Genomic DNA, 13,841 nt, shown 5'->3' on the forward strand with positions numbered 1-13,841 from the left:
GTCCCCAAATGGCAGGCGGCAGGGCTACTCGTCCTGCGGGTCCTCGTCGGAGCTTGGTGCAGGCTCGGGCTCGGGCTCCGGTTCCGGCATGGGCTCGGGCTCCGGTTCCGGCATGGGCTCGGGCTCAGGCGCAGGCTCGGGCTCAGGCGCGGGCTCGGGCTCGGGCGCGGGCTCGGACTCGGGCGCCGCAGCGGAATCGGATACGGGCGCTGCGTCGGCGCTAAAACCAGCCGGAGCAGACTTCTTCTCAAACGGCAGCACAAAGGTCAGGACGTCATCCTTATCCTCATCAGCCCATTCAGCTGCATAACGCGCTACCCAATAGCCAACGGCACGATGCTTGAGCATCTTGCCAAAGACCGTGAGGAATACCGTGACAAACGCCGTCAGCACCAAGAACAATACGAGCGTGATGCCACCGCCGGTAACAAGCGCCTCAATAGCCGAAGGACGGTAGTAGTAGCTATACATACCGACAGAGGCAATGGTGCCAAAGACGAGCGTCAGGATCCATGTGACAACGTTGGCGACCAGGCCCGTCAAAAACTCGGGAAGGAACGAAGCGCAGAACAGTTTGGTCTTGTTGTGCTTAAAGGCCGCCCAGACCTTATCGAGCGAAAACGCGCTCTCGACACGACCGGTCACCGCAAAGTGCATCACGGCAATGTCGGCGAACATCTTAAAGAAGACCCCCAAGACCGCCGTGGCAATCATAGCCAGGACAAGCAGGCCAAGCGAGCCGAACAGCGCTGCCTCGAGTGCATAAGAGCCGTAATATGAATACGAACCCGCGGCGCCAATTACCACGCTCTCCACCAGCGAAAGCACTACACCGATAACGGGAATGGCAGCAATAACCTCGAGCACGACCGAGATAACGCTCGAAAAGACTCCGAGGCCAAACGACGTGGAACGCATGAGTGGACGATCCATACCGTCATCAACCTTGAGCGACAGATCGCGACCCCACTCAATACCAAAGCCGGAACCACACACGCTCGCAATGCAAGCTGCCAAAAAGCCGATGGCAGCCGCGATACCGCCGATAACGGGAATGAACAGCACGAGCACCGACACAACACAAATCAGCGCCGGCAAAAAGGCGATCTGGCACACGCGCTGCAGCACGCCCGGCGTCTTGGTCATGTCCTCAAACGCCTGAGCCACACAGCCCTTGGACGCATTCGCCACGGGCGGTTGCGGAACAAACTGCTGGGGCTGACCCTGAGGGGCAGAGGCTGCGGCACCGGCATTGGGGGCACCACACGCACCACAGAACTTATCGTTGTCGCCCATGGGGGCACCACACTGCGAACAGAACATCGAGATCATCCCTTCGTATCTTGAGCGAATCATCTGGATCGCAAACGATGTCTTTGGCATCATTATCACCCAATGTGGGGACAAATACTCCAACATGACGCATTTGCAATGCGCAGGGCGCTATTCGATTGTTTGATAAGCTCGACCGCGTTAGTTCGTTCCGCGGAAACCCTTGCCGACGATCTCGGAGCTGTCGACAATCGTGATAAAGGCACCCGGATCGACTTCGCGCGCATAGCGGCGTAGTTGCACGGCCTCGCGACGGCTCAGCACGCTCATGATCACCGTCACGCACTTGCCCGAGAAGGCACCGTAGCCGCGGCTGATGGTCGCCGTGCGGTTGAGATGCTTGACGATAAACTCCTCGACCTTAAGGGGCTCGGAACAAATGACCGTGCAGACTTTGCGCAGATGAATGCTCTCAATGGCTTTGTCGACCACAAGCGTCTTGGCAAACAGGCCGAGCACGCAGTACAGACCGACACGCGGGCCATACAAAAAGGCCGCGATGGTCACGATGCCGATATCGACCAGCAGCAGGGCGCGACCAATCTCGAGCGTCGTGCGGCGCTTGAGGATCATGGCAAGAATGTCCGTGCCACCCGTCGAGGCGCCGATGTCAAAGACAATAGCGCTGCCGAGCGCCGGCAAGATGACGGCAAAGCACAGGTCGAGCCACATATCGCCCGTCATCGAGACATCGGTCGGAATAAAGAGCTCAAACAGCGAAACATAGGCGGACAGCGCAAACGAGGCGAAGACGCTCCACAGGATTGCCTTGCGCTCCAAAAAGATAAAGCCCAAAACGACGAGAACCGCGTTAATAATCCACATAAAGACGCCGACGGGCAGGGTCGGGAACAGCGTGGACAAAATGACCGACACGCCCGAGGTGCCGCCAAAAGCAAAGTGATTAGGGGTTTTAAACGCAACGATGGCGAAGGCCGTAAGAATCAGGCCCAGATTGAGCTCGGCAAAAAAGCGCGGGAAGCCCGGCTCCTGGCTGCGCTTTTGACCGGCACGCTCGCCGCGCTCGATATCGGTGCGATCAACCACGCGCTCCATCGGCACCACGGGAGGACGATGCACCTCCTCGGCAGCACGCGATGCCGCCTCTGCCGCGGCGGCCTCAATCGCCCATGCCTTGCTTTCTGTTTCGTGCTCGTCAGCCATTACGGCAACCCCTCGTTAACAATTTGGAAACAATGCGCCCATTAGGGTAACGCGGAACGCGACGATTGCAACCCCTAGTTAGACGAGCGGTATGCCTACATCGGGGGGCATACAAATAACGGCCGGCCACGCTTTTGCTTGCGCGGTCGGCCGTTTAACGTTTTCGCAGATAAAACCTGCCAAAACAAACCTGTCCCTATTTGGCAGGTTACTCGTGCTGGTTGGTGCGGTGTTCGTACTCCTCGGGGGTGATGACATCCTCGATGCGCAGGTTGACGCCTGCCACCTCAAGGCCGGTCATCGCGGCGAGGCGCTCGGTCACGCGCGCCTTAACGTCGTCGAAAATCGCGGGCGCGTAGGCGCCATACTCGATAATGACGGAAATGTTGACGACCACGCGGTTGTCATCGGTGACCTCGACCGTCACGCCCTTGGTCAGGTTCTCGGCACCAAACTGCTCCTGTACAAAGTGCATGAGGTTGCCCTTCATGCCCAAGACGTGCGGCACCTCGCGAGTGGCCATGGCGACGATCTTCTCGATCACGCCGTTGGAATAGGTCAGCGAGTCCTCGGACTCGTCAGCCTCCTCGTCATCCTCGTCAACCTCGTCTTCGGACTCGGCCTCGACAAGCGCCTCGTCCTCGAGCGTCACGCCTTCGACCTCGGCGGTGACGGTCTCGTCTGCCTCGAGCTCGGTATCGGCCACATCGACCTTCGTATTAAAAGCCATGGTTCCTCCTTATGCCTGCCGCGGATGCGACAGTCGAATACATATTAGCGGCCGCTAAACAAACGGCCGAAGAAGTTGACGATGCCGTTCTCGCCGTCGCGAATTTGGCCGATCACAGCGCCGATCAGCACGAAGAATGCAATGACGAGCGTGTCCCACAGGCCGAGCGTGAGCACCAACACGGCGAGGATAAAGCCAGCGACGGCACCGAGCGTGGTGTTGGGGTGACGCACAGCATAGCTCCAGATGGCAGCGCCCGTACCCTTGATGAGACCCATAGCCTCGTCAAAATCCACGGCTGCCGCGTCTTGTAACTCGGTTGCCTCTGCTTTGGAATCAACAGGTTCGCTTGCCGGCGCGGCGCTCTGGTCAATCGTCAGGCGCGGCGTACGAGCGGTCTTATCTTGATTGGTATCACTCACCGGAAACCTCCACGGTCTGGACGGTAGTCTTAGACGGCAAAAAACGAACGCGCGCGGTCGTACCCGGCGCGCCGAGCATGGTATCGCAGGCTTCTTCGATGCGCTGCTGCATCGCGGTAGCCAGAGATGCCACGTCCTTATCGTCAAGCGCGATAGCCTCGACCTTAAAACGGACGTGCGAATCGTCGGGGCCTTGGACGCGAGCCTCGACATGCTCGACCATCACGCGGTCGTCGCGCTCGGCAGCAACCCTGGCGCACGAAGAAAGCGCCGCAAGGGTAACCTCGATATTGCGCTCCCCCGCCGGATGCACGCAGGACGGTTCGCGACGGGCGAACATCAGGCGGAAAAAGCTCAGCAGTACGCCGATCGCCACGACGCCGGCGCACGCCGTCACGACGATGCGCGGCATGGGGTCGCGCATCAGCAGCATAAAGCGATACGTATACGGCCCCCAAAACTGGCAGACAAGCGTACCCAGTGCCACGATGGTGGCGGCAAGATACACGATCGCTAGGGCTCGTTTGAGTACGCGCACGCGGCGCTCCCTTCAAATCTCGGCTCTCGAAATGCAGAACGGTTCGCATCATTATAAAAGAGCCGGGTCCGGTGCTCTACGCACGCGGATCCGGCTCATCTACTCCACGAGGCTTGCATGCTCGCTTCATTATGCCCAGATATGCACGGCTCAATCCGTGCTGGCGCTACTCCTCCTCGAGGGCAGCGATGACCTCGTCGGTCATGTCCATGGTGCTGTAGACGTCCTGGACGTCGTCGAGCTCCTCAAGACGGTCGATGAGGCGCTGGACCTTCTTGGCGTCGGTACCAGAGACCTCGGTCGGGGTGGTCGGGACCATGGTGGTCTCGGAACCCTTGACCTGGACGCCCTGCTCCTCGAGCGCCTTGGAGACAGCCATGACGTCGTTGGCAGCAGTCCAGACGATCCACTCCTCGCCGGCATCCTCGTAGTCCTCGCCACCGGCCTCGGCGATGGCCATCATGAACTCATCCTCGTCACCGGCAGCACCGTTGGCGATCATGGTCTCCTTCTTGGCGTTCTCGTCCAGGATCTCCTTGGCGACGACAATCTGGCCCTTGCGCTCAAACTGGAAGGCGACGGAGCCGGAGGTGCCCAGGTTGCCACCAGCGTGGGAGAAGGCGGAACGGACATCAGCGGCGGTACGGTTGCGGTTGTCGGTCAGGCAGTCGACGTAGACGGCGACACCGGCGGGACCGTAGCCCTCGTACACGATATTCTCGTAGACGGCGGCGTCAGCACCCGAACCAAAAGCCTTGTCGATAGCGGACTTGATCTTGTCCTTAGGCATGGACTGAGCCTTGGCCTTGGCAACGGCAGCGGCGAGGCTGGCGTTGTTCTCGGGCAGCGGGTCACCGCCGAGACGGGCAGCAACGGTGATGTTGCGGCTGAGCTTGGAGAAGAGGGCGGAACGCTTGGCGTCCTGCGCGCCCTTACGATGCTTGGTTGTGGCCCACTTAGAGTGTCCGGACATACGTGTCTCCTATCGGTTTCGACCTAAAGCCCAGCGCAGATGCTCGGGCAATATAAACAAACGTCGTTATGATATACCTACTGGCCTGCAAGATAAACCCCAAAATGAAGGCGTCGTGATGATGGCCCCTTTGGTGCAGCAAAGAAACCTGACCCCAATGCACCAGGTTAGGACCAGAGGAAGTCACTGCGGGTGACGGTGGCGCCGATGGCGAAGGGCATGCAGGCGATGACCGGATACAGGTAGCGCATGTAGGTCGAGCCGTTGCACGGACCAATCAGGCACACGGCGAGCACGCCCAACAGCGGCACCCAGATCGCCAGCGCACGCCATGAATGACGACGCAGCAGGTAGACCACCACGGCGATCATAATCCACACATAGGTGGCCGAGCTCATGGTGAGCGAAATAAACGGGATGCGCTGCACCGCCACACGGTACAGATTGATCAGGTGGTCGCACCAGCGCACAACCTTGCTATCGACCGGATGGAAGTCGAAGTACTTGAGATTATCGGGGCGCGCCATAATCTCGGCACTGCGCGCCGTGCTGTAGACCCACGCATCGCGGGCACTCGGATAAAAGTAGCCGTAATAGTTATTGATGAGCGCCGAGATATAGCACTCGGGATCCTTTTTGAACATCTGCGCCCAGACCTCAAAATAGGCCTTGATGTCCTCCTGCGAGGCGTACTCGTTAAAGCAGTTCTTGACGGCATCGGACTTGTCGGGGTTGTAGCGGCGGCCCAGGTTCTCGTACTTGAGCACGCGATCGATCACGACGCGCTCCTCGTCGGTCACCAAACCGTCGCAGGGTGCCTCCACGATAGTGCCGTCCTCCTTAACCGTAGGGTTGACGCCCGAGTTGAGGCCGTCGTGCTTTTGGACGAAACGAGCCGTCTGTTGGAACGGAATCGAGAGGATTTCGCGCTTGGAACCAGGCGTGATATCGTGCTCCGGCATAAAGACCTTGGTGAAGTACATATTAGAGGCAAGGCAGAGCGCGAGTACCGCGAGGACGCCAACCCAGCGGAAGCGCGGTGTGGCGCATGAGACCGCGGTGCCCGTCTGCTTAGCCGCACGACGAGCCACATGCGCGTCCCATGCGCAAAACGCCGCCGCGATTACGCATGCCGCCAGGGGAAACACCAGGCCGCCGTTGCGCAGAAACGTGGAACCCATGGCGCCCAGAGCGAGCAGCAGCCAGTCATGGCGCGCAAAGAGCACGGGCCTCTGTTCGCCCGCACGCTCGGCATTGGCATCGCGACGGGGCAGGCCGCATGCCACGAGCTTCACGGCCTGCACCAACAGCACCAAAAACGCGTCGGCAAACAGCACATCTTTGGTAAGCAGGGCCGCGTAGTTGGAGAACATGGGCATAAACACAAAGAACAGCAAGATCACGCCGCGGACCGGCAGACTCACGCCCAGCTTGCGCAGCGACGAGATGGAATAGGCCATGCAGGCGGCCGTGATGAGGAACTGAGCGCAGGTGTAGATGGCAAGACCTGCGTTGGCGCTGTTGAACAGTGAAAGCCCCAGCTGGACGCACGAACCGATGATAGCCGTGTGCACCACGGGGTGATGTCCGTTGAGCAACACATTGGGATTGAGCAGACGCAGGTAGTCACTCGTGCCGTTGGGGTAGTTGAACCACTGGCGAATCTGCGCACCCGTATCTCCCATAAAAAGGCCGGGCAGCGAAGCGATGAGCGTGGGCGCCCAGGCGACCATAAGCACCAGGAAGGGCCCGGCAAAGGGATGGACCGAGAGCACGGCGTGAGCCACACGCCATACGCGGCCAAAGTGCGCTTCGGAAAACGGAATGCGCCGAGAGCTCAGCCAATCTAGACACTCAAAAGCCAGGTAGAAGGCAACGACCGCCAAGAGCATCCAGCCCGCACCGCCTATCCAGGCGCAGATGATGCGAGCCTTGTCGCCGAGTACGATCTCGGCAGAATCGGTGAGGTCGTAGCTGCGGCCAAACACCATGCAGACGGCAAAGAACAGCGACGGAAGGATCACCGAAGGACGCCAAGCATCGCCGCGGCCAAAGAATACGTAGCGAAACGGCAGAGTGAGCAGGCAGGCAAGCGCAAGCAGCATGACCGCGTCGGTATGGCCGGCAAACGAGAGGAGCACCTCGTAGCACACGTACAGCATGCCCGAGGCTTTGGGGTCAATCGCCAAGACTGCGTTGCTCGAGACCGGCGCGGGATCGATGGAAAACGCCGTGGTCGCCAACAGCGCGAGCAGAAATGCGATGAGCGTCTGCTTGGCGGGGTAGCGCTTAAACCAGACGATGCGGGCAGCGTCGCGCGCAGCCGTTGTGGAGAGGTCGGAATCCTTCACAGTCCAAAGAGCCTTTCTAGAAACCCGCCAAAAAGGGACAGGTTTATTTTGGCAGGTTTTATCTGGGAAAACGTTACGGTTCTGTCATCGTTGCCCAGCAAACCACCACAAAGGTGCCTGTCCCCTTTGTGGTGGTTAAACGTCGAGGTAGATACGCTGGGGACGATTGCGGTGTCGGGCGAAGATGATGAGCGCCAGGCCGGCGATCACGAGCGGCAAACTCAGCAGCTGGCCCATGGTGATAACGCCTCCCAGCAGATAACCCAGCTGGGCATCGGGCACGCGCACAAACTCAACGAGAAAGCGGACGATGCCGTACCCCATCACGAACACGCCCATAAACGTGCCCTGGGGCAGCAGTGGCTTTTTGCGGCTGAGCACCTGCAAAAAACAGAAGAGCACGATGCCCTCTAGAAACGCCTCGTAGAGCTGGGAGGGATGGCGCGGCATATCGCCCGCGGTGCCGCCAAAGACCACACCCCAGGGCAGATCGGTCGGCTTACCCCACAGCTCGCCGTTGACGAAATTGGCACAACGTCCCAGGCACAGCGCCAGCGGAGCACCGATCACAGCAAGGTCGGCGATGGTCCAGGCGTCGAGCTTGTACATGCGGCACACGATGATGCCGCCCAAGATGCCGCCCACCAGGCCGCCGTGGAAGCTCATGCCGCCCTCGTTGGTGGCAAAGATCTCGAGCGGGTGGGTCCAATAGTAGCCATCGCCGTAAAAGATGACGTAAAACAGGCGCGCGCCGATGATGAGGCCAAAGACCGCGCCGACCACGACGCTCGTCAGGTCATCAATCGTAATGTCGAAGCCCCAACGACGCTGCGTGCGGTACATAACGACCGCCGTGAGCAGGGCGCCGACCACGTAGGCCAGGCCGTACCAGTAGATGGTGATGGGGCCCGCCGAGATCGCGACGGGATCAAGCATATGGTAGAGGTCGTTGAGCATATCGATCCCCTGCTCCCTACATACAAATGCGGTCGCGGGCCTTACGCTCGCAGCCGCATATTTGGACATAACGTCTATGCGGAGCGTACCGTCCGCAGCTTTCGCGTCTTAGAACGGCGCGTACTCGTCGTACAGGTCCTCGGCCTCGCCGGAAGCATTGACCTGCTCAACGCGGGTAACGCCGGGCACATGCTCCTTCAGGATGCGCTCGATACCCATGGAAAGGGTTAGCGAGCTCATGGGGCAGCCGGCGCAGGCGCCCTGCAGCTCCAGCTTGACAACACCCTCGTCGTCGACGCCCACATACTCCATATCGCCGCCATCGGCCTGCAGGTTGGGGCGAATCTCTTCAAGAACCTTCTTAAGCAGCTCTTCGTTAACAGCCACAGGGGCTCCTTTCTCACAATAACGCGGGCACGCCCGCGGACAGGGGCTATGTTACTACAGCCATGTACCCGCTTAGGCGCCAGCCATGCGTGCGGACACGACTTTCACGAGCAGTCAATTTGGGACGGGGCTCTTTTGGCTGTTTTGCCGCCAGCTGGCGTTGGCACGCGCTACTGCCGAGCCTGTCCCCCGGTACCAATCTGGACATCGACGATGACCTGGCGGTAGCTGATGCCGCAGGAGTCGAGAATGCGGCGGCTGATACGGCCGTCATCGGTGTCGGCATACTTATTGTCCAGGTAGACGACCTCGCCCACGCCCACCTGCGCCAGGATCTTGGCGCAGTCGTGGCACGGGAACAGCGTGACGTAAACCGTGGAACCCTCGAGGTCCTTGAGCGAGCCACGGTAGTTGAGCACGGCGTTGGCCTCGGCATGGACCACGTAGTTGTGCTTGTCCTGCAGCGGGTCATCGCTCGTACCCCACGGGAAAAAGTCGTCGTTGAGCGCCGAGGGCGTGCCGTTGTAACCCACCGAAAGGATGCGGTGGTTGGTGCTGGCGATGCACGCTCCCACCTGCGTGTTGGGGTCCTTGCTGCGGCGCTGCGCGGCGATGGCCACGCTCATAAAGAACTCGTCCCAGCTAATAACGTCGCGGCGCTTGCCCGACGCGGTTTGATGAAGATCGTCCGACATGGCAGACACCTCCGCAATCGCAATAGTTTGGCCCATTGTAGCAGGTGAAAGGTAGGGGCGCTTATCCCACCAGCCCCTCGCCCTACGCGCGGCGGGGCTTTTGGTTGATGCGGTAGAGCTCGGCGAGACCCCGCAACGTCAGCGCGTCGTCTACCGTCAGGCTATGGCCGACCAGCGCCGCAAGTGCCTCGGCATCGTCGCCGGTAATGACGATGGGCACATTGCCCTCCCCCGCGGCCTTGGTCGCGCGCATCTCGGCAAGCACCATGTCGAGCATGCCGTCGATGCGGGCTACCTCGCCCAAAACCACACCCGAGCGCATGGCCTCGCGCGTGTTGCGTCCGATGACGTGCGTTGGCGCCGAGGGCTCAACCTGGGGTAGGCGCGCTGCTGCCGCCGAAAGCGAACGGGCGCCGAGGGCCAGGCCTGGCGCGATAACGCCGCCCACAAAGGTACCGTGCGCGTCGATGACCTCGATATTGGTCGTCGTGCCCAGGTCAATCACGATGCACGGCGAACCGTAGACGGCGCGGGCCGCCACGGCATCGGCGATGCGGTCGGGACCGATCTCGGCCGGGTCATCGTAGTGCACAGGCATGCCGGTCTTGAGACCCGGCCCCACGGTGAGCACGCGCCCCGTGCAGGTGCGGGAAAGCGCCGTCTTCCAAGGGCGCTCGAGCGCCGGGACTACACAGCTCAGCACGGCCGCGGCGGGTGCAAGCACCCCGGGCACACCTGCATCGGCGGCGAGCGCGCCCATGACCTGTACAAGTCGCATGCGTGCCTCGTCGGCCGTAATGCTCGACGGCGTCGTGATCTCGCATGTCGCAAGCGGACATTCCTGCGCCGCGGCCGAATCCTCTGCAAACAGGCCAAAGCGAATGAACGTGTTGCCCACGTCGACCGTCAATATATATGCGCACCCATTAAGCATCGTCGGCGCTCCTTTCGTCTGCCCAGCAGTATATCGCCTACCTAAACCAGTCATCCCAAAATGGCTAGCTTGCGGCTATACTGGTGCGCGGTCGTTTGCGAGCTCACGCGGCGGCCCTTGGTAACCCGACTTCCCGCGCCGTATCCGTAACGGCGCTCCCGGGGGAAGCGGATATACGCAAAGGAGTTTTATATGAGCAATCCCTCGAACCGCGCTTCGATGCGCGGGCAACTCACGCTGCGCGGCGTCGTCATCGGCGTCCTTGGCTGCGTGATCATCACGGCAAGCTCGGCCTACACGGCCCTCAAGATGGGTGCACTCCCCTGGCCGATTATTTTCGCTGCCGTCATCTCGCTGTTCTTCCTGAAGCTCATGGGCAACGCCAGCCTCAACGAGGCCAACGTCACCCACACCATCATGTCCGCGGGCGCCATGGTCGCCGGCGGCCTGGCGTTTACCATCCCGGGCGCCTGGATGCTGGGCTATGCCGACCAGATCAGCTGGCTCGACATGTTTATCGTGGCACTCGTCGGCACCATCTTGGGCCTGCTGGCAACGGCGCTCATCCACCGCCACTTTATCGTGGACGCCGCGCTGGAGTTTCCCACCGGCAATGCCGCAGCTCAGACACTGCGCGCCACCGAGGCCGGCGGCAAGACCGGCAAGCAGCTCTTTGGCTCCATGGCCATCGCAGGCATCTACAGCGTACTTCGCGACGCTCTGGGCGTGGTGCCCAGCATGCTGTGCACGCTCAATATCCCCGGCGTGACCTTTGCCATCTATAACTCGCCCATGCTGCTCTCCATCGGCTTTTTGGTTGGCTTCGCCCCGGTTGCCTTCTGGTTTGCCGGCGCGCTGCTAGGTAACTTTGGCATCATCGTGGGCGGCACCGCTGCGGGTCTATTCGACGTTGTGACTGCGCAGGGCATCGTCAAATCGCTCGGCATGGGCCTCATGATGGGCTTTGGCGTCGCCGTCGTCCTCAAGGACATCCTGCCGCAGGTCGCCGGTATCGCCCGCGGCCTCGCCGCCGACAGCTCCAGCGACACCGACGAGCAGTCGCTCATCTCGGGCTCGCTTAAGCTCGACGCCGGCATCATCGGCCTGGGTACTGCCGCCATCGCCGTGATCGTCGCCATCGCGCTCGACCTTGGCCCCGTCCCGGCCGTCATCGTCACGCTGTTCACCTTTGTCACCACCATCATGAGCGCGCAGAGCTGCGGCCAGACGGGCATCGACCCCATGGAGATCTTCGGCCTCATCGTCATGCTCATCGTGGCTGCCTTCGCACAGATCGCCCAGGTCAAGCTGTTCTTTATCGCCGGCATCGTGGCCGTGGCATGCGGCCTTGCGGGCGACGTCATGAACGACTTTAAGGCCGGCGCCGTGCTGGGCACCAACCCGCGTGCGCAGTGGATCGGCCAGGCCATCGGCGGCATCGTGGGCGCCCTGGTCGCCGCTGCCGTCATGGTCGCGCTCGTCACCGCCTATGGTCCGGACGCCTTCGGCCCCGACAAGAGCTTTGTGGCCGCGCAGGCAAGCGTCGTCGCCACCATGGTCTCGGGCATCCCGAGCGTGCCGTGGTTCGCAGGCGGCTTTATCGCCGGCATCGTCATGTACTGGCTCGGCATTCCGGCCATGATGATCGGCCTGGGCGTGTACCTGCCGTTCTACATGTCGCTCACGGCCTTCCTGGGCTCCTGCGTCAAGCTCGCCTACGACAAGTGGGCAGCCCACCGCGATGCCGAGGCCGGTCTTTCGGACGAGGAGAAGGCCGCCAAGGACGCCGCCTTCCAGGAGCAGGGCTTGGTTGTCGCCAGCGGCCTGCTCGGCGGCGAGTCCATCGTCGGCGTTATCCTGGCGTTTGTCTCTGTTGGTCTGAGCCTGCTGGGGTAGGCCGAACAACAACGCACCAGCGCAGAGCGCGGAGTCGGAATCAAACCGGCCCCGCGCTTTTTGTCTATTTGACTCTTATGATCCTCACGGCGTTTTAGCCATGTCGATTGTCCTGACTTCCAGGTCAACAAACCTTGTCTGACACCTCGCCTAACGCGGTGTAGAGTAAAGACGACAGACGCAAGAAGCGGCTCAGAAGCTAAACGAGGTAAGCATGGAACTCGACAAACAACAGATCAAGCGGCTGCGCGAGCGTCATCATCGTCGTCACGGTATACGCCCTGCACACAGCGAGGCCATGGAGAATGCCACCCGTTTCCTTAAGCAGGCGTTCAACATACGCGAGGGACGCGCGCCCTATCACGTGATTCGCAAGCGCTTTGTAAACGGGGCGCGCCTGACTGGCTCACACTTATGCATCCTGATCATTGCCATGTTGATCGCGAGCATCGGCCTCGATATCGACTCGGACATTGCCATCGTGGGCGCCATGCTCATCTGTCCGCTCATGGGCTCGGTCCTTGCCATGGCATACGGCATCGCCACGCTCGACCGCGAGATTGCCGTCGAGGCAATTGCCGGCCTCGCGCTGCAGATGGTCTTTTGTCTAATCACGTCCACGTTGTACTTTAAGCTCTCGCCCCTTGGCACCACCACGGCCGCCATTATCGACAATTCGACACCGACTGTCTGGGACCTCGCTGTCGCGCTCGCCGGCGGCTTTGCGGGCGGACTGGGCAACTCGCGCGACCAGGAACCCGCCACGCTCATCGCCGGCGTGGCCGTGGCGACCGCGCTCATGCCGCCCCTGTGCGCGGCGGGCTATGGCATCGCCATCGCAAGCGGGTCGCTGTTTCTTTCAGCCCTCTACGAGTTTGGCATCAACGTGGTCTTTATCGCACTGGCTGCCGAAGCCGTGCTGCTTCTTTTGCGCGTGCCGCTCAAGCGCGACCTCAACGGCGACGGCATTGTGACCGCCGAGGAAAACGCCGAGGTCGATGAGCTGTCACACAAGGTGCGCCGCCGCATCATCGTGGGCACGGTGATCTTTGCCATCCCCTGCATCGTTATGACCGCGGGATCCATTGGCTCGGCGCAGGCCGGCGTGCAGGACGGCTATGGCGTCACCGAAACCACGCGCGAGCTTGCCGCGGTGCTGCCGGGCTTTAAGGATTACACCGTTGCCGTCGAGACCTCGGCCACCGAAGGCGAGGAGGAGGGCCTTGTCGAGCGCGAGGTTGTCGCCCATGTGACGACAAGCGAGGCGCTTGGGGCACACGACCGCCGTGTAGCCCGCAAGCTCATCGACCTCAATGTGCCCGAGCTCGATCGCGTGGAGTTTGATGTGCAGTAATACGCGACGTGGGATGGATGCGCGCAGCCGCGAGTCACGACATGGCGCAGACGTGACGCGGGCCACGAGCAAATAGCGTGACGCGGTCCATGGCCGCGCTCCGCTCGC

13 protein-coding genes are annotated in these 13,841 nt (G+C 61.2%); 2 read left to right on the top strand and 11 right to left on the bottom strand.

Features of this window, described 5'->3' with window-relative positions:
- Positions 1–24 precede the first annotated feature (24 nt).
- The 11 genes from DW003_RS01895 to DW003_RS01945 form a co-directional block, all read right to left on the bottom strand.
- Positions 25–1,323 carry a zinc-ribbon domain-containing protein gene (locus DW003_RS01895; RefSeq protein WP_158573169.1) on the bottom strand — a complete coding sequence of 433 codons (1,299 nt, stop codon included), beginning with the start codon at positions 1,321–1,323 and terminating at the stop codon, positions 25–27.
- Positions 1,324–1,473: 150 nt separating this feature from the next.
- Positions 1,474–2,496: a YitT family protein gene (locus DW003_RS01900; protein ID WP_117821081.1), complete on the bottom strand. Its 1,023-nt coding sequence runs from the start codon at positions 2,494–2,496 to the stop codon at positions 1,474–1,476.
- 208 nt (positions 2,497–2,704) lie between these two features.
- Positions 2,705–3,226, bottom strand: coding sequence for an Asp23/Gls24 family envelope stress response protein (locus tag DW003_RS01905; protein WP_118387210.1), 522 nt, complete (start codon positions 3,224–3,226; stop codon positions 2,705–2,707).
- A gap of 44 nt (positions 3,227–3,270) precedes the next feature.
- Complete coding sequence (locus DW003_RS10025) at positions 3,271–3,648, bottom strand: DUF2273 domain-containing protein (RefSeq protein ID WP_233545445.1); 378 nt, start codon at positions 3,646–3,648, stop codon at positions 3,271–3,273.
- Positions 3,641–4,186 carry a hypothetical protein gene (locus DW003_RS01915; RefSeq protein WP_117640268.1) on the bottom strand — a complete coding sequence of 182 codons (546 nt, stop codon included), beginning with the start codon at positions 4,184–4,186 and terminating at the stop codon, positions 3,641–3,643. The genes DW003_RS10025 and DW003_RS01915 overlap by 8 nt, the downstream gene beginning before the upstream one ends.
- A 166-nt stretch (positions 4,187–4,352) precedes the next feature.
- Positions 4,353–5,159, bottom strand: coding sequence for a YebC/PmpR family DNA-binding transcriptional regulator (locus DW003_RS01920; protein ID WP_055251993.1), 807 nt, complete (start codon positions 5,157–5,159; stop codon positions 4,353–4,355).
- Between the two features lie 167 nt (positions 5,160–5,326).
- The gene (locus tag DW003_RS01925; protein ID WP_233545448.1) at positions 5,327–7,510 is read right to left on the bottom strand and encodes a DUF6020 family protein; all 2,184 of its coding nucleotides are present in this window, start codon (positions 7,508–7,510) and stop codon (positions 5,327–5,329) included.
- Between the two features lie 135 nt (positions 7,511–7,645).
- Positions 7,646–8,467, bottom strand: coding sequence for a prolipoprotein diacylglyceryl transferase (gene lgt, locus DW003_RS01930; protein ID WP_118387212.1), 822 nt, complete (start codon positions 8,465–8,467; stop codon positions 7,646–7,648).
- A gap of 108 nt (positions 8,468–8,575) precedes the next feature.
- Positions 8,576–8,854 carry a NifU family protein gene (locus DW003_RS01935; protein WP_035137589.1) on the bottom strand — a complete coding sequence of 93 codons (279 nt, stop codon included), beginning with the start codon at positions 8,852–8,854 and terminating at the stop codon, positions 8,576–8,578.
- 170 nt (positions 8,855–9,024) lie between these two features.
- The gene (locus tag DW003_RS01940) at positions 9,025–9,549 is read right to left on the bottom strand and encodes a dCMP deaminase family protein (RefSeq protein WP_117584124.1); all 525 of its coding nucleotides are present in this window, start codon (positions 9,547–9,549) and stop codon (positions 9,025–9,027) included.
- An 82-nt stretch (positions 9,550–9,631) separates the two neighbouring features.
- Positions 9,632–10,483: a type III pantothenate kinase gene (locus DW003_RS01945; RefSeq protein ID WP_118387214.1), complete on the bottom strand. Its 852-nt coding sequence runs from the start codon at positions 10,481–10,483 to the stop codon at positions 9,632–9,634.
- A gap of 192 nt (positions 10,484–10,675) precedes the next feature.
- On the opposite strand from DW003_RS01945, the gene DW003_RS01950 reads away from it, so the two are divergent.
- A complete protein-coding gene (locus tag DW003_RS01950) occupies positions 10,676–12,379 on the top strand; it encodes an OPT/YSL family transporter (protein WP_118387216.1) in 1,704 nt (567 codons plus the stop codon).
- A gap of 214 nt (positions 12,380–12,593) precedes the next feature.
- Positions 12,594–13,733 (top strand): DUF389 domain-containing protein, encoded by a 1,140-nt coding sequence (locus tag DW003_RS01955; protein ID WP_117756877.1) that lies wholly within the window; start codon positions 12,594–12,596, stop codon positions 13,731–13,733.
- Positions 13,734–13,841: the final 108 nt, after the last annotated feature.

Source organism: Collinsella sp. AF36-3AT (assembly GCF_003475205.1).
Classification (GTDB): Bacteria; Actinomycetota; Coriobacteriia; order Coriobacteriales; family Coriobacteriaceae; genus Collinsella; species Collinsella aerofaciens_AF.

Bases quoted from the DNA above. Each gene is read 5' to 3' on its own strand.
- DW003_RS01955 (WP_117756877.1), top strand. From the start codon at position 12,594: ATGGAACTCGACAAACAACAGATCAAGCGGCTGCGCGAGCGTCATCAT.
- DW003_RS01905 (WP_118387210.1), bottom strand. From the start codon at position 3,226: ATGGCTTTTAATACGAAGGTCGATGTGGCCGATACCGAGCTCGAGGCA.
- DW003_RS01945 (WP_118387214.1), bottom strand. From the start codon at position 10,483: ATGCTTAATGGGTGCGCATATATATTGACGGTCGACGTGGGCAACACG.
- DW003_RS01940 (WP_117584124.1), bottom strand. From the start codon at position 9,549: ATGTCGGACGATCTTCATCAAACCGCGTCGGGCAAGCGCCGCGACGTT.
- lgt (WP_118387212.1), bottom strand. From the start codon at position 8,467: ATGCTCAACGACCTCTACCATATGCTTGATCCCGTCGCGATCTCGGCG.
- DW003_RS01920 (WP_055251993.1), bottom strand. From the start codon at position 5,159: ATGTCCGGACACTCTAAGTGGGCCACAACCAAGCATCGTAAGGGCGCG.
- DW003_RS01895 (WP_158573169.1), bottom strand. From the start codon at position 1,323: ATGTTCTGTTCGCAGTGTGGTGCCCCCATGGGCGACAACGATAAGTTC.
- DW003_RS01950 (WP_118387216.1), top strand. From the start codon at position 10,676: ATGAGCAATCCCTCGAACCGCGCTTCGATGCGCGGGCAACTCACGCTG.
- DW003_RS01900 (WP_117821081.1), bottom strand. From the start codon at position 2,496: ATGGCTGACGAGCACGAAACAGAAAGCAAGGCATGGGCGATTGAGGCC.